Raw genomic sequence first — 20,716 nt, 5'->3', positions numbered from 1 at the left:
CTTTTTTAGCTTGTATGTGGATTATTTAAGTTATTTGGAGGTAGACTTGGTGATTGTAATAGAAGGATTAATTGGAGTAGGAAAAACTACTCTTGGAAATATTTTGTCAAAGGAGTTGAGAGTCCCGTTTTACAGCGAATTGAATAATGACTTTACTTTGTCTGTATTAGATAAATTTTATAAAGATAAATCTAGATGGGCATTCCCAGTTCAAATTAATTTTCTTAATGAGAGGTTTAAGTTAATAAAAGGTGTTTTTAGAACAAAAGGGGGCATACTAGACAGATCTATTTATGGAGATTGTGTTTTTGCATCTCTTTTAAATTGTGATGGGTATATCTCTGATGAGGAGTATAAAATATATATTGATCTTCTTAATAATATGCTTGAACATTCTCAGCGTCCAAATTTGCTTGTTTATCTTGATTGTAGTATTGATGAGGTTGAACACAGAATTAAAAATAGAAATAGAAGCTTTGAAATGAATATTCCTAGAGATTATCTTGAGGGTCTTAATAGGAAATATTTGAAGTGGTATGATGAGTATAACTTATCTTCAAAGATAAAATTTTCTTACGACAGTATAAATATTTTTAACGAAGAAGATAAGAATAAGGTGATTTCTTTAATTAGAGATAAACTTGTATTATAATTATTTGTAGTAGATTGACATTCTTTTGTTTTGTTTAAAAGGTTGAGTGTTAATGGAGGTTCTTATGAAGAGATTGTTTATTCTTTATTTTTTATGTTCTTTTGTTTTTTTGAATTTGTTTGCCCAAGGTAGTTCTTCTTATACTGATAAGCAAAAAGAGCTTGCTATTTTTTATTATGAAGTTGGTCAAAGGTATATAAATGTTGGTAAAATGAAAAAAGGAAAGCTTTTTCAAGCAAAGGCTTTAAAGATTTATCCGGGTTTAAAAAATGAAGTTGATATCAAGTTTGCAGTTAAAGAGCTTGATGCTAGAATTAAGGATGACAATTCCAAAGTTGTTATGCTTGAGGATGTTAAGCTTGATGAGATACCTGGAATAGTTCACGAAAAAATAGAAATCAATGATTTTACAAATGCTCCTAAAATAGAATATATTGCTCAAAGAGAGAGAAGCAAAAATCAAGATAAAATTATTAAGTTTCAATTTGGAAAGTTTGCAAGAGCTTTAATTTCTCAAGACTTTAGTTTGTTTGACTCTGTTATTGCAGATAAGATTAATGTTATGGGAGAATTTGAATCAAAAGATGATTTTATATCAGCTTTATCAAGTGCTTCGTCTAAGGTTAATGCAGATGATTTAGAGTATTTATCAGTTGATGATTATTATGATTTAAAGTCTTTGAAAATTTCAAAATCCAATGATACTTCTTTTGCTGTTAATGTAAATGCAAAGAAAAATGATATCACTAAAAATTTCCCATTTTGGAAAGAACATCAGACTTTAATTTTTACTAAAGAGGATAATGGCAACAATTGGTTTTTATCTTCTATAAAGTAAAATCTTAGCGTTGTAATTAAAAACATTGTCATTAATATGTATATAAATAAGTCTCCAATTTTTTCATAAATTGTTGTAAATGTTGGGGACAGTTTTACATTTGATAACAAGTATCCTTTTGTAAAAGTTTCTAATCTTATAATGTTTTCTCCGTATTCGTTTATTATTGCCGTTATTCCTGAGTTTGTAGCTCTAATGGTTTTAATTCCATTTTCAATGCTTCTAAATTTAGCCACAACAAAGTGTTGCCATTCTGCTGAGTTTGTTTTTGACCAAGAGTCGTTTGAAAAATTTAGCAATGCATTAGCGCCGTGGTTTTTATAAAATCTTGAAAGTTCTGGAAATGCATCGTCGTAGCATATCAAGGGAGCAAATTTAAATTTTTTCAATTTCAATATTTCAATTTTATTTCCCTTAAGTTGTCCCAAAATTCTAAAGTTTTTCAAAAAAAAGTTTCTTACAAATTCATATTCGTAAAATGGAATTTTTTCTGCAAAAGGAACTAAGAATATTTTAGAGTATATGTTTGCAATGTTAAGGTTTGGTTCTATCATATAAATAGAATTTTGCTGAATCCCCAAAGTTTTGTCGACGTTTGAGGGAGCTCCAATGGCAAATGGGATTTTTCTTTCTTTTATAAAATTTTTAAGCTCATTGTGCAAGTTGTAGTTTTTAAAATATTGATCTTCTTTGGTAAAAGGGTAGGTTAGTACCCCTTCGCTCCAGATTACAAATTCTGTTTTTGGATTTTCTTTTAATGCTTGCTCTGTGATTAAAATGGAATCCTGTATTCCTTTTTTGTCATTTCCAGGTAACCATGGATCAGTATTAAGCTGAATAGCTGCAATGTTTAGATTATCTATTTCTTTTTCCAGTAAGCTTTTTAGTTCTGTCTTTTTAAGCATTCCGTAAGCAAAAGATGATGTTATCAGCAATATTGGAAATATTGTGTTTATCAAATTTGTTTTATTTTTATGGATCAGAAAGTCTGTAATACCTGAGTTTAAAAAATAGACTACAAATGACACAAAAAATACGCCAAAAATGTCTGCTACTTGAATTAAGTTGTTAAAATTATTTACAGTGAAAGCTGCAAGTCCCCAGGGATATGCTAAAAACCCAATTGATCTTGAGTAGTCATAAATTGTAAAAAGTATTGTTATTGTTATTGGCTTATTTTTAAAGTTTTTCAAAGAGTAATAAAGAAAATAACCTAAGGTTAATGAATAGGGAATGTACCCTATTATTACTCCTATGAATGTAATCCAACCGAATGCATGAAAAAATCCAAGCCAAAAATTTTGCAAGCTATTGGCTATTATGAAGTAAAACACTGTTAATCCGATTAATGTTTTTTTACCCTCTAGTTTGTTTAAGGCTATAAAAAGTGGTACGTAAGCAATAAATCCCAGAATTGAATATCCGGTTTCTTTAATTTCATTTGGGATTGCAAGTGTTGTAAGAACTCCTGAAAATGCGGCTAGGCAAAAACATCTAGTTTTCATTTTTCCTCTTTTTTACTATTATTATTAATATAATGATGTAATATATTTAACATTATCATTAATAATTTTATATGATAGCATTAAATTTTTTGTATTATTTTTAGAAAATTTATGCTTGCAGTATGATCTTTAAAAAATAGTAAAGGAAATTATGTTAATTTTTGGTTTTATTGGTTTGTTTTTTTTAAATCTTTTTAGTTTGCATGCTCAAGGAATAGTTACCAATAAAGATGCTCAAGAAGAGTTTAAATGGGCTCTTAATTCTTATAATAACGGAATTTATGATGATGCTCTTTTATCTTTTAAAAAAATTTTAAGCTTTGATCCTAACAATCTTGATTATCATTTTTGGACCGGAAATGTCTACTATAGACTAGGTTATGTTGAGGAAGCTTTAATGGAGTGGAGAAATTTAAAAGATCAAGGCTATAAGGTTCCTTATCTTAGGCATTTAATTTCTACTATTGAGCAGAGGAGGGGTATTTTTTCGAATTATGAGCTTAACTTTAAAAGACTTGTAAAAGTTGCTTCTCTTGATAATTCTATTTATAAAAGGCCACATGGGTATCAGATTACATCTTTGAGAGCTGATAGGTACGGTGGATATTATGCTGCTAATTTTGTAGGTAATGAAATATTGCATTTTGATGCTAACAATAATGTTAATGCTTTGATTAAGGATGGATTTAGTTATTTGAAATCACCTTATGATGTTATTGAAGCTAATAATTTGCTTTATGTAACTCTTTATTCAAGTGATGAAATTGGTGTTTATGATAAAGTACTTGGAGTTAAAAAGGGATCTATTGGTAAGAAAGGTACAAAAGATGGCGAATTGCTTGCTCCTCAGTATATGGCTATTGATAAGAGGAACTATATTTATGTGAGCGAGTGGGGAAATAAAAGAGTGAGTAAGTTTGGACTTGAAGGTGATTTTATTCTACATTTTGGTTCTAGAACTTTGGGTTATAAGGGCCTTTTAGGCCCCACAGGTGTTACTTATTTGAATGAAAACATTTATGTTGCAGATTCTCTGAGAAATACTATTGAAGTTTTTGATACTAGTGGAAATCATTTGTACTCAGTTTTTACTTCTATTGAGGGGATAGAGGGTCTTAGTAGTGATTCTGTTGGCAACAATATTATAGTATCTTCAAAATATGGTGTTTATAAGTACGATATTGCCAAAAGGACAATTGCAAAGATTTTAAAAGCAGATAAAGTGAATTCTAAAATTTCATCATCTATTTTGGATGCCAATAATCAGATGATTGTCTCAGATTTTAATAATGCCAAGGTTTCAGTTTACAAAAGTGATGCAAGTCTTTATGACAGTTTAAATGTTGACGTTAGAAGAATAGTTAGACTTGGAGGGCCTAAAATTTACGTTGAGCTTAATGTTAGCAGTAAAAGTGGATTACCAGTTGTTGGGCTTAAGAGTGAAAATTTTTCAATTGCAAATGAAAATTATTATATTGTTAATCCTAAGGTAGCATACAATGTAAATGCTTCAAAAGATATTAATATAGCAGTTGTTTTTGATAAATCTTCTTATATGAAAAATTATGATCTAGATCAAATTGTAGGTTTGAACGCATTAATAGAGTCGTCAAAAAATAAAAATTTTAGCTTTATAAATGCAACAAATGTGCCCATTATAGACAATATTGAAAGTTTAACGAATACTGTTAGAAATACAAGCTCTCTTGGGCCTTATAGTACAGATATTGTTAAAACAGATGTTAGCTTGAAGTTAGCAGGCTCTGGTCTTATGTCAAAAAGCTCAAGAAGAGCGGTAATTTATTTTAGTGGTGGTATTTTAAATCACAAAGCTTTTGAAAAATATTCTTTAGATACAATTGTAAGTTATTATAAAAATAATGATATAAGGTTCTACTTAATCTTGTTTGGCAACGATCCTGTTAATAGTAAGCTTCAATATTTAGTTAATGAAACAGGTGGAGCTATTATTCCTTTTTCATCTTATGAGGGGGTATCCAAAGTTTATGATTTAATTTTAGAACAAAAAACAGGTACTTATTTGCTAGAATATTATTATCCAGGTCCTCAAGAGCCTAATAAATATTTTAATTTATCTGTTGAAGCCAATATAAATCAACAGACAGGAAGAGGTGAGTTTGCATACTTTATTAATTAGATTACTTTTTGATTTATTAAGAGTTGAGCCATGAAACTTAATGCGGGGATTGTGGGGCTTCCTAATGTGGGTAAGTCTACTTTATTTTCATCGTTGACATCGTCTAGGGTTGAGATTGCAAATTATCCTTTTTGTACTATTGAGCCAAATGTAGGGATAGTAGAGATTCCTGATGAAAGGCTTTTAAAAATTGCAGAGTTTATTGTTCCTAAAAAAGTTATTCCTGCTGTTATGGAGTTTGTTGATATTGCAGGTCTTGTTAAAGGAGCATCAACAGGGGAAGGGCTTGGCAATAAATTTTTAGCTAATATTCGTGAAGTTTCTGTTATTGTTCATGTTGTAAGGTGTTTTGAAGAAAAAGAGATTATTCATATTAATGATGATATTAATCCGGAGAAAGATATCGCTACAATCAATGTTGAGCTTTGTCTTTCAGATCTTGAAACTGTCCAAAAAAGCCTTCAAAAACAAGAAAAAAATGTTAAGAGTACTGATAAAAAAATTAGTGAATCTTCTAAGACAATTGTTTCAATGTTAAAAAGACTTGAAAAGCATTTAAGCAATATGAATCCTGTTGTTGACTTTAGATTTGATGATTTTGAATACAACTTTATTAAATCATTAAATCTTTTGACTTTTAAAAAGGTTTTGTATGTTTGCAATGTTGATGAAAATTCACTTAATGGCAATAAATATACAGATATTGTAAAAAATATTGCTTTGGAAGAAGGAAATGATTTTTTAATTTTGTGTGCCAAAATTGAAGCTGAGCTTGCTGGAATAAAAGATGCATCTTATAAAAATGAAATGTTAGAATTATTTGGAATAAATGATAGCGGGCTTAGCAATTTAATCAAAAAAGCCTATTATAATTTAGGACTTAGAACTTATTTTACGGCGGGTTTGCAAGAAGTTAAAGCTTGGACCTTTAAACAGGGCATAAAAGCTCCTAAAGCTGCTGGGATAATTCACAGTGATTTTGAGAGAGGCTTTATTAAAGCAGAAATTTATTCTTGTGATGATTTGTTTAAATTTCAAAGTGTTCAAAAACTAAAAGAGAAAGGGCTTGTTAGGATTGAAGGTAAAGAATATCTAGTAAGAGATGGAGATGTAATCTTTTTTAAATTTAATGTTTAGATTTATTTTATATTATGGGTAATTTATTTTTCAATAATATAAAATTAGTTGGGTTTTTTGCTTTTAATATTATGATTTCTTTACTCTATTTGGGAGTATATGATACAGGATTTTTTTTCTTTGTTTTAGCTCTTATTCTATTAAATTTTTTTGTAATTCTTTTTTATTTAAGACATTTTTGTTCTGTTTCTTTTAATGGGTCTAAGATTTGCTATAAAGGCATTTTTTTAAGTTATAATTTTGATTTTGATGAGATTGTTTCGTTTGAAAAAAGATTGTCTGACAATCTTTTGATTTTGAAATTAAAAAACAAAAAAAAGATTAAGGTTTGTTATTGGGTAGGCAATGGTTCGGGTGAATTATTCAAAGAGCTTAGATTTAAAAGAAAAGATTTGTTTATCCCAAAATTGGAAGATTTTCCAATAAGGTATTATTTATCTTATGTTTATCTTTTTATGTTTTTAGCTCGCATTATGATTAGTTTATTTGTTTATTATATTTCATTAAGCAATATATTTATTTTTTTATTTATTTGTTTTATTGATATTAAAGTTTTGTTAGGTGATTTTTCAATTATTAGTAGCATAGTTTTGTTTTATGAGTTTAGAAAAGATTCAATTTATGAAAGGAGAATCTTTAAAAGTGATAAATATTTTTATAAATTTTTTGAAGGAATTTTTATTGCTAAGGAATTTGAATTTAGTAATAAAAATTATTTGTGTTTTTCCTATAAAGGAAATAATTCGACAAAAAAAGTATATATTTTGAATAAAAAAATTTCTTATTCTATGCAAAAGGTTTTTGAATATATTAAGAAAAACTATTATATTGATTGACCTAAGCTTTGATTGACTATATTTAAATTAGTTGATATATTAAAATTATTGTTTAATATATTAAGGAGTATCACTTGAGAAAAAATGCATCTGCATTGAAGCGCTCTCGTCAGAATTTAAAAAGAAAGATTAGAAATGTAAGCGTAAAAAGTGAATTAAAGACAATAGAAAAACGCTGTATAAGTATGCTTAAAGCAGGTAAAAAAGACGAAGCTATTGAATTTTTTAAGTTTGTTGCAAAAAAGTTGGACACTGCTGCTAGAAAGAGAATAATTCATAAAAATAAGGCTGCTAGAAAAAAATCTCGTTTAAATATTTTGCTGTTAAAGTAAGGAAATTAGTTTATGTCTTTTTCAAGAAGACCAAAGATTACTAAATCAGATATTGTTGATCAAATATCTTTGAATATTAGAAATAATAATTTAAAATTAGAAAAAAAATACATAAGGCTTGTAATAGATGCTTTTTTTGAAGAGCTTAAGAGTAATCTTTGTTCTAATAATGTTATTGAGTTTAGGTCTTTTGGTACATTTGAGGTTAGAAAAAGAAAGGGACGTTTAAATGCACGTAATCCTCAAACAGGAGAATATGTTAAAGTTTTAGATCATCATGTTGCGTATTTTCGTCCAGGCAAAGATTTAAAAGAGAGAGTGTGGGGTATTAAAGGTTAAATGCCGGTTAATATGGTAGATTCTTATAAATGGGATTGTAAGCTGGATTCTAGTTTAACTTTTAGAGGGAAATTAAAATTTGAAGGAACTTTGTATCTTGATTCTTCTTTTGAAGGCGAAATATCTTCAAAAGGTGGGGTGCTTTTTATTGGTAAAAACAGTAAAGTTGTAACCAATGTGGTAGTTTGTGATATATTGATAGTAGAAGGAATTTTGAAGGGCAATGTAAATGCTGCTAGTAAAGTTTATTTAAACAGTGGTTGCAAAATATATGGGGATGTAAAAACAAAAAAAATATTTATTAATGATAATATAATTTTTGATGGTAAGTGTGAGATGATAAAGTCTAACGAGGTTGTAGATTTATTTTCTTTCACCGTTTCACAAATAAAAGATACCTTGCAATAAGGTTGGTGTTTTTTATTAATTACTAATAAGTAGATTTTTATAAAATCCTTTCTTAAAAATTTAATTCGTAGAGGAAATTATGGATAAAAAAAATGTTGGATTTGATTTAGAAAGTGAGATAAGGCGGTTAGATATTTCTAAAGAATTTAAGCTTGAAGATAATTTAAAGAAAAAAGTGATTAAAGTTGTTGCTAAAAAGGGTTCTGCATCTAATGTGGCAAAATCTGCAGATTTAAGTGATGTAAAAGATTCAAACAATGTAGTGTTCCCTGAATTTGATTATGATATTCCTGCTTCAGGTTTAGAAAATAATATTAAAACCTTAGAGCAAAGTAATATTATTAAGTTTTTTAATGGTAAAGATTACGTAGAGATTGAAAAGCTTTATGACAAGCCGATTACAGAGGTTAGAAAAGTTGTTGAAGGTCTTGGAACTAACCATACTATTGCTGTAACAATGAAAAAAACCGAGTTAATATTTTTATTGGTAAAAATATTAAGTGAGAATAATATTAATGTTTTGTTTACGGGTGTGCTTGACGTACTTAGTGATGGTTATGGGTTTTTGAGAACTGCTTCAAATTCTTATCTTTCAGGGGGTAATGATGTTTATGTTTCTCCTTCTCAGATTAGACTTTTTAATTTAAGAACAGGTGATATTTTGTATGGTCAAATTAGATCGCCTAGAGATGGCGAGAGATTTTTTGCCATGGTTAAAATTAAATCCATCAATGATCAAGATCCTACATTTGCTCAAAATAGAATACCTTTTGATAATTTAACCCCTCTTTATCCTAATATTAAATTGAATCTTGAATATGAAAATTGCAATATTTCTACAAGACTTATTAATCTTTTTTCACCTATAGGTAAGGGACAAAGAGCTTTAATAGTTTCTCCCCCAAAAGCGGGAAAGACCACTTTGCTTCAAAAAATAGCTAATGCAATAACTACTAATTATTCGGATGTTATTTTGATGATATTACTTATTGATGAAAGGCCAGAAGAAGTTACAGATATGATCCGCAGTGTTAAAGGCGAAGTAATTGCATCTAATTTTGATGAGCAGGCTAGTAGGCATGTTCAGGTAGCAGAAATGGTTATTGAAAAGGCAAAAAGACTTGTTGAGAATAAAAAAGATGTTGTTATTTTGCTTGATTCTATTACGAGGCTTGCAAGGGCATATAATCAGACTATGCCAACTTCTGGTAAAATTTTATCAGGTGGAGTAGATTCTAATGCTCTTCATAAACCAAAAAGGTTTTTTGGATCTGCTAGAAATATTGAGGAAGGGGGAAGTTTAACTATTATAGCTACTGCTTTGGTTGATACTGGTAGTAAAATGGATGAAGTAATTTTTGAAGAATTTAAAAGTACCGGTAATATGGAATTAATTCTTGATAGAAGTTTGGCAGACAGAAGACTTTTCCCTGCTATTAATATTAAAAAATCAGGTACTAGAAAAGAAGAGCTATTGCTTAGTGAAGAGGAGCGTTCTAAGATTTTGCTTATTAGAAGAATACTTGGAGGTGTTGATGATTATGAGGGAGTTGAAGCTCTAGTAGAAAAAATGAAAAAAAGCAAAAATAATGAAATCTTTTTAAAGACAATGAGCAATGGCAATTAAATTAATTGACATTATTTCTAATGTCAATTAAACTTTATTCAAGGTTAAGAGGAAGGTTTTATGAGAAAAGGTATACATCCTAAAAATGATTTAGTTGTATTTAAAGACGGGTCAAATGGAGCAATGTTTTTAACCAGATCTACTTTAAATTCAAAGGAAACTATTAAGTATATTGATGGAAAAGAATATCCATTGATTACCGTAGAGATTACAAGTAAATCACATCCTTTTTATACTGGACAGCAAAAGTTTGTTGATGCAGCAGGAAGAATTGATAAATTCAATAAAAGGTACAAAAATGCCTTTTAGGCCTTTTTGTTTAGATTTTGAGAAAACATTAATAAATTTTTTTTACGTTGTAATCTTTTCCTATTAGTTTTTCTAATTTGTCTTTTTCTTCTTCGTATGTTTGGTTATTTACTAAAGACGTAATGCTATTGTGTTGTCTTGTCTGTGTTAAAATCTTTTCGGATACTTCTTTAATATCTTTAGGTGTAATTGTAAAGTATGCATTTCGAATGTTTTGTCTTAAATTATCGCTAATGTTTAACATTTTTCTTTTATAACTTTGTAAAACTTCTGTGGCTTTAGTTTTTACATAGATATTGTTTCCTATTAAACCTATTAAATAGGTATAAATCTCTTCATTTGTCATTTTAGTATTAGCCAATTCTTCTAAAGAGTTTTCAAAAGCTTGGTATGTTTTAATGAAATTGGGGTCTCTGTAAGATGCAAAAGAGAAAATTCCATTATTGATCGATGCGCTTGCTCCGTATGCACCTCCTATTACTCTTATTTTTTCCCAAAAAATTCCGCTTCTTAATATATGCTCTAAAAAGTTTGCTTTTGGATAATCCTCGTCGTTTATTTTGTAACTAGGGAAACATATAGCATTGAAGGCTACTTTTGATGGTATAATTATTATTTCTTTTAATGTTTTGTTGGGTATATTAATATTGAGTAAATCATTGTAATAATTATTATCGTTTAGATTTTCTTTTAGATTAAAGAATTCATTTTCTAAGTTTTTAAGAATATCATTAGTGTTTCCCATTATTAGTGCGGATAGATTGTTTTTAGAAATTATTTTATTTTTTAAATTGTCCAATTTGCTTGCAATTTCTTTTAAAGATTCTGTATCGGTTTTTATTTTTTGCCAAAATTCTCTGCCTGTTATTCCGTTTTGTAATTCTTTTAAATATTCATTTAATTTTAGTTTTGATTTAGATCTTAATATTGCCAAAAGATGTCCTTTGGGGATTAATAACGATTTAAAATCATTTTTTAAGCTTAGTGTTATTTCTTTTAGTCTCTCATAATCATGAAAGTTAATATTAATCAAAATTTCTTTGATAAGTTCAAATGATTCTTTAACTTTATGATTAAAAGATTTAAAGTCAATATTAAATGAATTTAAAATGTTTCCATTAATATCTTCCTCATAACTTTCAGATATATTGATTTGTCCCAAAGTATTTTGAATTTTATTGTTAATATCTATGTAAGAAAAGTTTTTTGTAGATAAATCTTGGAGAGTTCTTTTGAATAAAGATAGGTATATATAATCTTCTTTTTCTAAAAAATTTAGTTTGAAAAATAAGTTCACATTAAAAATATTGTTATTCTTAAATTTAAAAGAATGTAGATTTAGTTCTTTTATTTCGTTAAGATCTAGACTTTTTTCTATTTGTTTTGGCAAATCTTCTACTCTTAATAAAGGAAGTTTTGCTATATCTGCTTTAGAGTCTTTTTTGTTTTGGTATTTTTTAAACTGATTATAATCTTTCTTGAATTGTAAAAATTCTTCAGGATTTTGTTTAATTTCAATTTCCTTTGCCATTAGTTTTTTTTCAATTTCTTCTTCCATTTCTTTTTCTGTATCATGTGATGGGATAAAGCTTATTAATGTATAGTGATTATTAGATATTAGATATTTTTCGATTAAATTTTCAAAGTAATGAATTCCTTTTTCCAATTTATTTGTAATTTCATTTATATAGTAGCTTGTTTGCAATGTTTTAATTGGATGCATGTCATTTAGCCATCCTTTAAAACTTTTTATCATTAAAGCAATGGGAAAATTTTGTCCTTTTTCTTCTTTTAGAGCAAATTCATAGCCAAAAAGAATTCCTTTTATTAGCTCTTTTGGAATTTTATTTTTTACTAAATTTTTAAGCTCATTAAAGACTAAATTTTTGAATTCTTTTTCTTTGTTTTCAATAACATTTTGAAGCCCGAATGAAAAAATGGATTCTTTTAAATCTGTATTGATTCCGCTAATATGGGCTATATCTTCGCCTATTCCGCTTTTTAAGATATTGATTGTAAACGAACAAGAATCATCTAAGAGTATTTCTGAGAGAATCTCAAGACCAATGCTGTCTTCAATATTGCTAATTTCTGTGCAAAGCCAATTTATTGTGTATACCCCAAGAGTATTGCTGTTTTCTTTAGGAATTTTGTATGTTAATTTTTTCCCTTTTTCCCATCTTTTAACATTTTCTATGTTGATATTAACATTGCTTTTTTCTTTTTTATAAGGTCTTATTATATATTTTTCAATAAAATTTAGATTTTTTTCAGTCTGAATGTTACCGCATAAAAATATTTTGCAGTTTTCAAGCGTATAATATTTTTTATAAAAGTCTAAAAAACTTTCGTAGGTGAGATCAATAATATTTGTTGGGATTCCACCTGAATCGTATTTATATGTTCCCTCTTCAAAAAGAGAACTACTTGCGATTTCGTTGATTAGAGAATTTTTATTTGAATAGCTACCCTTCATTTCATTAAAGACAATTCCAGACACTTTGAAATCTTTTGGATTTATATTATATCCTTCTTGCATAAATGATTCTTTTTTAAGCAATGGATGAAATATAGAGTCAGCGTAGATTTTAAATAAATTAAAATAATCTTTTTCAATTGTGGATGCTGCTGGGTAGATAGTTTTGTCTGGAAATGTCATTGCATTTAAAAAGGTATTTAGGCTTCCCTTTAATAGGTAAAGAAATGGATCTTTTATTTTATATTTGTTAGAACCACAAAAAATCGTATGTTCTAAAACATGTGCAACCCCGGTATTGTTTGAAGGTATTGTCTTGAAAGCTATGCAAAATGCATGTTCTTTGAACGAATCGCTTTTTATATGAAATACTTCAAGACCGCTGTCGTGTTTAAAATAAGATCCTTCTGCATCATATTCTTCTAAATAAGTTTTTGAAATTAGCTTGAAAATTTTTTTCTTTTTCATTTATGATTTTAATCCTTATTTTACAAATTGTGCTATTTCGCTTTCATTAAATTCAAATATGTTTTGTAGCTCTTCTGTGTCGTCTAATTTAAATGTATATTCAGGGAATTTAATAATAATTTTTTTGTTTTCAAAGTAAATTACTGCTTGTTGTAAATCAAATAATAATTCGTTAGGTAAAATTTTTTCTTTAATTTTTTTTATAAAAAATGGGAATGCTTCATCTGTTTTAATTATGTCGTCAATATTATAAATATAATTTCTTGTATCTCTAATGTAATAGCTTCTGTAATTTGTAATGGGGCTATCATGGATTTCTTGAGTTGCAACAAGTATTATTGTATAAGTATTGTATCCATGGTGAATTTCATAGTCTATTTTTAAGTTGAGTTTTTTATCCCCAGGTTTAAGTTCTCTGCTAACAATATCAAGTCTTGCTACAATTTGGTTTACATATTCATTAAGTTCAGTATTAAATTTTTCAAGATTTCCTTTTTCTTTTCCTTCAACTATTAATTTAGGTATTCTAATATTGTATTCATAAAATTTTGATTCTTCTTTTGAAGTCATTGAGGTAATTATTAAAGAATCCGTTTTGTTGTTATTTGATTCAATATCTTTAAAATTAATTTTTGTTAGGTTTTTTGTACATCCGTTTAAAATCACTACTGTAAATATTAACACAAAGTTGGCTGTTATTCTTTTTAGATTTAGCATATGATGATTTCTCCCTGCAATATTTATTCTAATCCTGTTATAAAATATTATATAATAACCTTGATATGAATTAATATTATTTGTAATTTTGTTTAAACGTTTTACTTAAAACATATCTTAGGAGCTAAGATGCTTGATCTTAAATTTATTAGAGATAATCTTGATCTTGTTAAGAGGAGTGTTAAAGCAAGGGGTCTTGTTTTAGATATTGATAAGTTAATTGATCTTGACAATAAGAGAAAAGGAATAATTACCAAAATTGGTGAACTTAATGCAAAAAGAAATGAAAATTCTTCTAGAATGCAGCAGTCAAATCTTGATAAGGCTTTGAGAACCTCTTTAATAGAAACCGGAAAGGCTTTAAAAAAACAGCTTATTGAGCTAGAAGAAGAGCTTGAGAGAGTGTCTTTTGATTTTGACCTTGAAAATAAGCGAGTACCTAATATGTTGTCGCCTGATGTACCTGTTGGCAATAGTGAAGAGGATAATTCCGAGATAAAAAAAGTGGGAGATGTTCCAAAGTTTGATTTTAAGCCTAAAGATCATTTAGAGCTTGGTAAAGATTTAGATCTTCTGGATTTTGACAGGGCTTGTGAGGTTAGTGGAAGTAAATTTTATTATCTTAAAAATGAAGCAGTTTTTTTAGAAATTGCGTTAATTAATTTTTCGTTGAATAAGTTAAGAGAAAAAGGTTTTAATTTGTTTATTACTCCTGATGTTGCAAGAGAGTTTATAGTTGATGGGATTGGTTTTAATCCCCGTGGCAATGAAAGCAATATTTATAAGATTGAGGGTACAGATAAATATCTTGTAGGCACCTCCGAGATTACGCTTGGTGGTTATTATTATAATAAAATAATAGATCTTACTTTACCAATAAGAATGGCGGGGTTTTCACATTGTTTTCGAAAAGAAGCTGGAGCATATGGCCAATTTTCAAAAGGTCTTTATAGGGTTCATCAGTTTAGCAAGGTGGAAATGTTTTGTTTTTGTAAAGCTGAAGAATCTGGAATTATTCATGATGAATTTTTGAATATTCAAGAGCAAATTTTTACTGAGCTTGAGATCCCTTATAGAGTTTTAAATGTTTGTTCTTTTGATCTTGGTTCGCCAGCTTATAAAAAATATGATATTGAAGCGTGGATGCCGGGAAGAGATGAGAAGGGTAGCTATGGAGAGGTTACTTCAACTTCAAATTGCACGGATTATCAGTCAAGAAGGCTTAAAATTAGATATAAAGATCAAGGTGGGCAAAATAAATTTGCACACATGGTAAATGGAACAGCAATAGCTACAACTAGAGTTATTATTTCCATACTTGAAAACTTTCAAGATGAAAAGGGAGGAGTTAGAATCCCAAAAAGTTTGGTTAAGTATACAGGTTTTGATTATATTCCTTCTAAGAATTAGAATTGAGTAGTTTTTCTGGCAATGTTTCTATGGCTTTTAGTAATATTTCATGTTTTCTTAAGTTTTTTGGGAATGGTGCTGTTAAATTTTGTCTAAATTTTTTAGCTCCTTCTTTGGAAAATACTATTCCCATAAGATGTTTAAATAATTTATTTATTGACAAGTAATTTTCGTATTCTTTAATGTATTCTACCATTTGTATCAATATTTCTTTTCTTGTAGGAATTTTATCAATCTCGTTTAGAAATTCTCTTGAGGAGTTTGCAATAAAATATGGATTTTCAAAAGCACTTCTTCCAATCATGACAGAATCAACAACAGACAAATGTTTTTTAATTTGCTCTGAGTTGCTGATTCCTCCATTTGTTTCAATAAATAAATTTTTATTCTCTTTTTTTAGATTATATACAAACTCATGTCTTAATTTTGGGATATTTCTGTTGTTTTTAGGTGAAAATTCTTTTAATATTGCAACTCTTGCATGTACAATGAAATTTTTGATACCGAAATCTGAGATTATTTTAACAAAGTTTTTTACTTCAGAGTAACTTTCACTTTTGTAATCACTAGGTAAAAGTCTTATACCCAATCTATGTTTAATTGAAATAGGTTTGTTTGTGTTTTCTTTCATTGTTTTTAAAATTTCACCCACTTGATTAGCATTGCTCATTAGGCAAGCTCCACAGTTTGCATTTTGGATTTTTAGAGATGGACATCCAACATTAAGGTTGTATTCATCAAAATTAAAGTGTTTTTCAAGAATTTGAATGGTTTTACAAGCGTCGTTTTTAGAGTCTGTTGCTATTTGAATTGCAATTGGAGATTCTAAAGGCGCTTGTTTAACAATTTTTTTTACATCACCCATAATTATTGATTTTGCAGAAATCATTGGCGTATATAATGTAACTTTTTTTGATAAAAGTCTTATTAAGTATCTGAAATGTTCGTCTGTAATGTTTACCATTGGAGCTATTGATATTTTTCGATTCATTAACATTATATAATATGTTAAAATAAACGAGTTGATTTAACAATTATTTGGGCTTGGTTTTAGGAGGAATTATTCTATGCTTAGAAGAAAAGATTTGTGTTTTTTATTGTTTTTATTATTTTTCTTAGCATCTTCAATTGTAATTTCTTATGGAATAAAAAATATTGGTACTAGGAATAGTAATTATATTACAGTCAAGGGTTTGAGTGAAAAAGAAATCCTTTCAACATCTTCGAGTTGGAATTTACAATATGATTTAAATGGTAATACGGTTGATGATATTATTAGAACAAATAATTTAAATTTATCTATAATTAAAAATTTTTTTATTAAATGTGGATTTGATGAAGAGCATATAAGAATAGGATCTATGAACTTTAATGCACAGGGTTATAAAGACTCTCTTTATAGGTACAGCGCATATGTTTCTTTAACTGTTAATACAAGGGATCTTGATAAAATGAAAACAGCAGAAAAAAATATTATTGAGCTTTATAATCGAGGGCTGTTGATTAGTAATAATGGAGGTCCAAGGTATTATTTTGATAAAATCAATGATATAAAGCCTGAAATGTTAGCAGAATCAATTAGAAATGCAAAATTGGCAGCTTTAGAATTTGTAAAACATTCTGGTTCCAAATTAGGCAAAATTAAAAATGCAAATCAAGGATACTTTGAATTTCTTCCCGTTGATAGAAGTTTGGGCGATCAAGAGCTTTATCCACAAAAAATATTAAGGATTGTTACAACCATTTCTTATTATTTAGATTAGTTTGTATTAAAGGAAATTAAATGGAGTTTTTATATTCTGATGAAGAGGATTGCTTACAAAATAAATTTTTTGATTTTTTTAATATCAATATAGATAATGATAGGTATGCCAGCATTGGAATTTGTGGTGGTCGAAGTATAGTTACTTTTTTAAGTGTTTTTCTTAAGCAAAATTATTCTCTTAAAAGGTCACATTTTTTTCTAATTGATGAGCGTTGTGTTCCATTAAATGACAAGGAGAGTAATTATAATCTTTTAAATAAAAATTTTTTTTCCAAAATGGTTAATAAAAATTTAATAAGCATTTCCAAATTTCATGCTTTTGTTTACAACGAAATGGATGAAACTACAGCTATTTATGACTATAATATCGAATTTAATTCTAGATTTAATATATTTGATCTTATTATAGTTTCTGTCGGTGAGGATGGCCACATCGCATCGCTTTTCCCTTCAAAAAAACTTTTATTTTCAGATATTGAAGGCTATCAGTATGAATATAATTCTCCTAAATCTCCTAGCAAAAGAATAAGCTTGACCCCAAAATCTTTGTTTAATTCAAAAGCTGTTGTTTTGTTATTTATGGGCGCGGATAAAAAGCGTGCTTTAGAAAATTTTTTAGGTTTTAATAATTCTATCAATGAATGCCCAGCTAAACTTCTCAAAGAGCATCCCAATTTGTTAGTTCTTACAAATATTAAAAGAGATGAAAGTTATGCAGGATCCTAGGCTTTCTAAGTATAAAAATACTAAAAATTTAGGCAAAAAAAATATTGAGAAAATTGATACTTTAAGTTTAAATGAAAACTTTTCTGATTCAGAGATTCAAGGTTCTATGCTTAGATCTTGGATAAGTCTTATTAAGGGTAATAAAAATAAGCCACCTGTTGAATATAAATCCAAGAATATTAAGGACTTAAAGCCAGGGTTCATTCGCAAAGAGAGTAAGGTTACAAAGATTGCAAAATATTTTTTAGCTATTGGACTTGAAAAATCTGCAAAGATTATGTCTGAGCTTGATGATTCGGATATAATCTTGATTACGAGAGAGATTGCAAAGATTAGTTATATTGCACCAGAAGAAAAAGATCATATTATTAAAGAATTTGAAGAGTTGCTAAGAAATGAGAAAAAGTATGTTAAGATTGATGATAATTTTGCTTATGAATTATTGAATAAGACATTAGGAAAATCTAAAGCAAAGTCAATTTATAAAAAAGTTACTGGCAATGATATTTTTATTCCTTTTGATTATTTATCTCAAATTGAGCATGAGCAACTTTGGGCATTGGTTAGAGATGAGAATATTAAAACACTTGTCATATTATATAATTATTTAAATAAAGATCAAAAAAAGTATGTTTTTTCAATGCTAGGAGAAGAAGATAGAAGAGAATTTGTAAAAGATCTTGCTAAAACAAGACAGTTGAGTATGGAGACAGTAGAGGTAATCTCAAATAAACTTAAGGATAGATTTAAGATGCAAGGGAATCTTAAAACAGATAAACTTGATGGATCTAAGATACTTGTTGATATTTTAAGCTATATGGATTCTAATGAAGAGAAAAATCTGCTTAATAAGATTAATCTACAAGATTTAAATCCTGTTGTGGACAGTGAAATTCGAGAAAAAATATTTGATATTAATGTAATATTGAGAATCATGGACAATGATATGCATAATATTTTAAGAGAGTTTACAGACAAAGAGATTGCAATTATTATTAAAGATAAAACTAATGAGGTTAGAGATAAAATGCTTTCAAATGTTTCAAAAAGGCGTAAAGAAATTATTTTAGATGAAGAAGCTTTTTTGGGTAAAATAAGTAAAAAAGAGTTAAAAATTATGACACTATCTTTTATCAATTATATTAAAAGTTTAACTTTAAAAGGTGATTTAGTAATATATAGAAAAAATGAGGAATTTATTTAATGACACTTGACGAGTTGCGTAAAAAATATATAGATTTTTTTAAATCAAAAAAACATTTTGAAATAATGGGCAAATCATTGATTCCTGAAAACGATTCTACAGTTCTTTTTAATACAGCTGGCATGCAGCCTCTTATTCCTTATCTTCTTGGAGAAGTGCATCCATCAGGGAACATGCTTGTTAATGTTCAAAAATGTTTGAGAACAGGAGACATTGATGAGGTTGGAGATTTAAGCCATTTGACTTTTTTTGAAATGCTTGGAAATTGGTCTCTTGGAGCTTATTTCAAAGAGTATTCTGTAAAGTGTAGCTTTGAATTTTTGACGTCTTCTGATTATTTAAATATTCCAAAAGAAAATCTTTATGTAAGTGTTTTTGAAGGCGATCAAGAGATCTCATGTGATACAGAGACAGCTAGAGTTTGGCAAAGCCTAGGTATTTCTAAAGATAGAATATATTATCTTTCCAAGGAACATAATTTTTGGGGACCCGTTGGATCTAAAGGGCCTTGTGGGCCAGATACTGAAATATATGTGGATACTGGAAAGACCAAGTGTTCTTTTGATTGCAATATTACGTGTTCTTGTGGTAAATATTTTGAAATTTGGAATAATGTTTTCATGCAATACAATAAAGATGAAAATGGCAATTACATAGAATTGGATCGCAAATGTGTTGATACGGGGATGGGGCTTGAGAGGACAATTGCTTTTTTACAGGGCAAATCTTCAGTTTATGATACAGATGCATTTATGCCTATAATAAAGAAAATAGAAGTTATTTCTGGTAAAATTTATGGACAAAAAGAAGATGATGATACATGTATTAGAATAATTTCTGATCATGTTAAAGCAGCTTGTTTTATTCTTGCGGATAGTTCTGTTGTTTTTCCTTCCAATTTGGGTCAAGGGTATGTTTTAAGAAGATTAATAAGACGATCTATTAGATATGCAAAGAAGCTTGGAATAAAATCTCATTTTTTAGCTGACCTTGTTGATTCTGTAGAAACCATTTATAGATCCTTTTACAAGGAGTTAACAGAAAAAAAAGATTTTATCAAAAAGGAATTAAACACAGAAGAAGAAAAGTTTTTTAAAACTTTATTTCAAGGTGAGCAAGAATTTATTAAAATGATACGAAATTTACCTTCCAAGACTATTCCTGGTGATATTGCTTTTAAACTTTATGATACTTATGGTTTTCCATATGAAGTAACAGAAGAGATTGCTTTTGAATATGGCTTTAATATTGATAAGTTAGGTTTTAATGAGTATTTTAAAAAACATCAAAGGATTTCAAAGAAAGGGGGTGATAAAGTCTTTAAAGGGGGGCTTGCTGATTATACTTATGAAACCACTAAGTTACATACGGCTACTCATTTGCTTCATAAAGCGCTTCAATTAGTACTAGGTGATCATGTTAGACAAAAAGGAAGCAATATTACTGCTGATCGATTAAGGTTTGATTTTGTTCATTCTAAAAAGATGACAGATGATGAGATAAAAAAAGTTGAAGAGATTGTTAATTTACAGATAAAAAATTCTTTATCTGTAAAAAAATCTATAATGGAATTAAGTGAGGCTCGAGAAAAAGGTGCTATGGCTCTTTTTGGAGAAAAGTATGATAATTTGGTGAGTGTTTACGAGATAGATGGATTTTCACTTGAAGTTTGTGGAGGTCCTCATGTTGAGAATACCAATGAGCTTGGTACTTTTAAAATACAAAAAGAACAATCTTCATCTTCAGGTATAAGAAGAATAAAAGCTATTCTGATTGATGAGTAAAATTGTTTATTATTTGTTGATTTAT

The 20,716-nt window shown here is 28.3% G+C and carries 19 protein-coding genes; 15 read left to right on the top strand and 4 right to left on the bottom strand.

Going from position 1 to position 20,716, the window contains the following annotated elements; genetic code table 11:
• The first annotated feature begins 49 nt into the window (after positions 1–49).
• Positions 50–652 carry a deoxyguanosine kinase gene (locus OY14_01175; GenBank protein AJA90069.1) on the top strand — a complete coding sequence of 201 codons (603 nt, stop codon included), beginning with the start codon at positions 50–52 and terminating at the stop codon, positions 650–652.
• A gap of 64 nt (positions 653–716) precedes the next feature.
• The gene (locus OY14_01170; GenBank protein AJA90068.1) at positions 717–1,490 is read left to right on the top strand and encodes a hypothetical protein; all 774 of its coding nucleotides are present in this window, start codon (positions 717–719) and stop codon (positions 1,488–1,490) included.
• On the opposite strand, the gene OY14_01165 is transcribed toward OY14_01170, so the two are convergent.
• On the bottom strand, positions 1,427–2,995 hold the full coding sequence (locus OY14_01165; GenBank protein ID AJA90067.1) for an acyltransferase: 1,569 nt from the start codon (positions 2,993–2,995) through the stop codon (positions 1,427–1,429). The genes OY14_01170 and OY14_01165 overlap by 64 nt on opposite strands.
• A 151-nt stretch (positions 2,996–3,146) precedes the next feature.
• Here OY14_01165 and OY14_01160 point away from each other — a divergent pair, with 151 nt between their 5' ends.
• From OY14_01160 to OY14_01125, 8 genes are all read left to right on the top strand, one after another.
• Entirely contained in the window at positions 3,147–5,153 is a 2,007-nt protein-coding gene (locus OY14_01160; GenBank protein ID AJA90066.1) for a hypothetical protein, read from the top strand.
• Between the two features lie 30 nt (positions 5,154–5,183).
• Entirely contained in the window at positions 5,184–6,290 is a 1,107-nt protein-coding gene (locus tag OY14_01155) for a GTP-binding protein (protein ID AJA90065.1), read from the top strand.
• A 14-nt stretch (positions 6,291–6,304) separates the two neighbouring features.
• Positions 6,305–7,126, top strand: coding sequence for a membrane protein (locus OY14_01150; protein ID AJA90064.1), 822 nt, complete (start codon positions 6,305–6,307; stop codon positions 7,124–7,126).
• A 74-nt stretch (positions 7,127–7,200) separates the two neighbouring features.
• Complete coding sequence (locus tag OY14_01145; protein AJA90063.1) at positions 7,201–7,458, top strand: 30S ribosomal protein S20; 258 nt, start codon at positions 7,201–7,203, stop codon at positions 7,456–7,458.
• Positions 7,459–7,470: 12 nt separating this feature from the next.
• Positions 7,471–7,797, top strand: a complete 327-nt coding sequence (locus OY14_01140; GenBank protein AJA90062.1) for an integration host factor — start codon at positions 7,471–7,473, stop codon at positions 7,795–7,797.
• A complete protein-coding gene (locus OY14_01135; protein AJA90061.1) occupies positions 7,798–8,205 on the top strand; it encodes a hypothetical protein in 408 nt (135 codons plus the stop codon). It begins immediately after the preceding gene.
• Positions 8,206–8,284: 79 nt separating this feature from the next.
• The gene (locus tag OY14_01130; protein AJA90060.1) at positions 8,285–9,832 is read left to right on the top strand and encodes a transcription termination factor Rho; all 1,548 of its coding nucleotides are present in this window, start codon (positions 8,285–8,287) and stop codon (positions 9,830–9,832) included.
• 60 nt (positions 9,833–9,892) lie between these two features.
• Positions 9,893–10,141, top strand: a complete 249-nt coding sequence (locus tag OY14_01125; protein ID AJA90059.1) for a 50S ribosomal protein L31 type B — start codon at positions 9,893–9,895, stop codon at positions 10,139–10,141.
• Between the two features lie 28 nt (positions 10,142–10,169).
• On the opposite strand, the gene OY14_01120 is transcribed toward OY14_01125, so the two are convergent.
• Both OY14_01120 and OY14_01115 read right to left on the bottom strand, forming a co-directional pair.
• Positions 10,170–13,085 (bottom strand): hypothetical protein, encoded by a 2,916-nt coding sequence (locus OY14_01120; protein AJA90058.1) that lies wholly within the window; start codon positions 13,083–13,085, stop codon positions 10,170–10,172.
• A gap of 15 nt (positions 13,086–13,100) precedes the next feature.
• Positions 13,101–13,802 (bottom strand): hypothetical protein, encoded by a 702-nt coding sequence (locus OY14_01115; GenBank protein ID AJA90057.1) that lies wholly within the window; start codon positions 13,800–13,802, stop codon positions 13,101–13,103.
• A gap of 129 nt (positions 13,803–13,931) precedes the next feature.
• Here OY14_01115 and OY14_01110 point away from each other — a divergent pair, with 129 nt between their 5' ends.
• Complete coding sequence (locus OY14_01110; protein ID AJA90056.1) at positions 13,932–15,212, top strand: seryl-tRNA synthetase; 1,281 nt, start codon at positions 13,932–13,934, stop codon at positions 15,210–15,212.
• Here OY14_01110 and OY14_01105 read toward each other — a convergent pair.
• Positions 15,202–16,209, bottom strand: a complete 1,008-nt coding sequence (locus tag OY14_01105; protein ID AJA90055.1) for a tRNA-dihydrouridine synthase A — start codon at positions 16,207–16,209, stop codon at positions 15,202–15,204. The two genes, OY14_01110 and OY14_01105, sit on opposite strands and share 11 nt — an antisense overlap.
• Positions 16,210–16,279: 70 nt before the next feature.
• Here OY14_01105 and OY14_01100 point away from each other — a divergent pair, with 70 nt between their 5' ends.
• The 4 genes from OY14_01100 to OY14_01085 are packed head-to-tail and all read left to right on the top strand — an operon-like array spanning position 16,280 to position 20,691.
• Complete coding sequence (locus tag OY14_01100) at positions 16,280–16,975, top strand: hypothetical protein (GenBank protein ID AJA90054.1); 696 nt, start codon at positions 16,280–16,282, stop codon at positions 16,973–16,975.
• Between the two features lie 20 nt (positions 16,976–16,995).
• Positions 16,996–17,703 carry a 6-phosphogluconolactonase gene (locus OY14_01095; protein AJA90053.1) on the top strand — a complete coding sequence of 236 codons (708 nt, stop codon included), beginning with the start codon at positions 16,996–16,998 and terminating at the stop codon, positions 17,701–17,703.
• A complete protein-coding gene (locus OY14_01090; GenBank protein ID AJA90052.1) occupies positions 17,690–18,907 on the top strand; it encodes a flagellar motor switch protein FliG in 1,218 nt (405 codons plus the stop codon). The genes OY14_01095 and OY14_01090 overlap by 14 nt, the downstream gene beginning before the upstream one ends.
• Positions 18,907–20,691: an alanine--tRNA ligase gene (locus tag OY14_01085; GenBank protein AJA90051.1), complete on the top strand. Its 1,785-nt coding sequence runs from the start codon at positions 18,907–18,909 to the stop codon at positions 20,689–20,691. Before OY14_01090 ends, OY14_01085 begins: the two co-directional genes overlap by 1 nt.
• Positions 20,692–20,716 lie beyond the last annotated feature (25 nt).

This window comes from Borreliella chilensis, assembly GCA_000808095.1.
In the GTDB taxonomy this organism is placed as follows: domain Bacteria; phylum Spirochaetota; class Spirochaetia; order Borreliales; family Borreliaceae; genus Borreliella; species Borreliella chilensis.
Note: the sequence above shows the minus strand (reverse complement) of the source record. Positions and strands in the feature narration are given on the sequence as shown.

What these genes read in the sequence shown, in the direction of transcription:
- OY14_01110 (AJA90056.1), top strand. Translation starts at nt 13,932, where the DNA reads ATGCTTGATCTTAAATTTATTAGAGATAATCTTGATCTTGTTAAGAGG.
- OY14_01090 (AJA90052.1), top strand. Translation starts at nt 17,690, where the DNA reads ATGCAGGATCCTAGGCTTTCTAAGTATAAAAATACTAAAAATTTAGGC.
- OY14_01170 (AJA90068.1), top strand. Translation starts at nt 717, where the DNA reads ATGAAGAGATTGTTTATTCTTTATTTTTTATGTTCTTTTGTTTTTTTG.
- OY14_01100 (AJA90054.1), top strand. Translation starts at nt 16,280, where the DNA reads ATGCTTAGAAGAAAAGATTTGTGTTTTTTATTGTTTTTATTATTTTTC.
- OY14_01130 (AJA90060.1), top strand. Translation starts at nt 8,285, where the DNA reads ATGGATAAAAAAAATGTTGGATTTGATTTAGAAAGTGAGATAAGGCGG.
- OY14_01135 (AJA90061.1), top strand. Translation starts at nt 7,798, where the DNA reads ATGCCGGTTAATATGGTAGATTCTTATAAATGGGATTGTAAGCTGGAT.
- OY14_01140 (AJA90062.1), top strand. Translation starts at nt 7,471, where the DNA reads ATGTCTTTTTCAAGAAGACCAAAGATTACTAAATCAGATATTGTTGAT.
- OY14_01165 (AJA90067.1), bottom strand. Translation starts at nt 2,995, where the DNA reads ATGAAAACTAGATGTTTTTGCCTAGCCGCATTTTCAGGAGTTCTTACA.
- OY14_01105 (AJA90055.1), bottom strand. Translation starts at nt 16,209, where the DNA reads ATGTTAATGAATCGAAAAATATCAATAGCTCCAATGGTAAACATTACA.
- OY14_01125 (AJA90059.1), top strand. Translation starts at nt 9,893, where the DNA reads ATGAGAAAAGGTATACATCCTAAAAATGATTTAGTTGTATTTAAAGAC.
- OY14_01115 (AJA90057.1), bottom strand. Translation starts at nt 13,802, where the DNA reads ATGCTAAATCTAAAAAGAATAACAGCCAACTTTGTGTTAATATTTACA.
- OY14_01155 (AJA90065.1), top strand. Translation starts at nt 5,184, where the DNA reads ATGAAACTTAATGCGGGGATTGTGGGGCTTCCTAATGTGGGTAAGTCT.
- OY14_01085 (AJA90051.1), top strand. Translation starts at nt 18,907, where the DNA reads ATGACACTTGACGAGTTGCGTAAAAAATATATAGATTTTTTTAAATCA.
- OY14_01150 (AJA90064.1), top strand. Translation starts at nt 6,305, where the DNA reads ATGGGTAATTTATTTTTCAATAATATAAAATTAGTTGGGTTTTTTGCT.
- OY14_01160 (AJA90066.1), top strand. Translation starts at nt 3,147, where the DNA reads ATGTTAATTTTTGGTTTTATTGGTTTGTTTTTTTTAAATCTTTTTAGT.
- OY14_01095 (AJA90053.1), top strand. Translation starts at nt 16,996, where the DNA reads ATGGAGTTTTTATATTCTGATGAAGAGGATTGCTTACAAAATAAATTT.
- OY14_01120 (AJA90058.1), bottom strand. Translation starts at nt 13,085, where the DNA reads ATGAAAAAGAAAAAAATTTTCAAGCTAATTTCAAAAACTTATTTAGAA.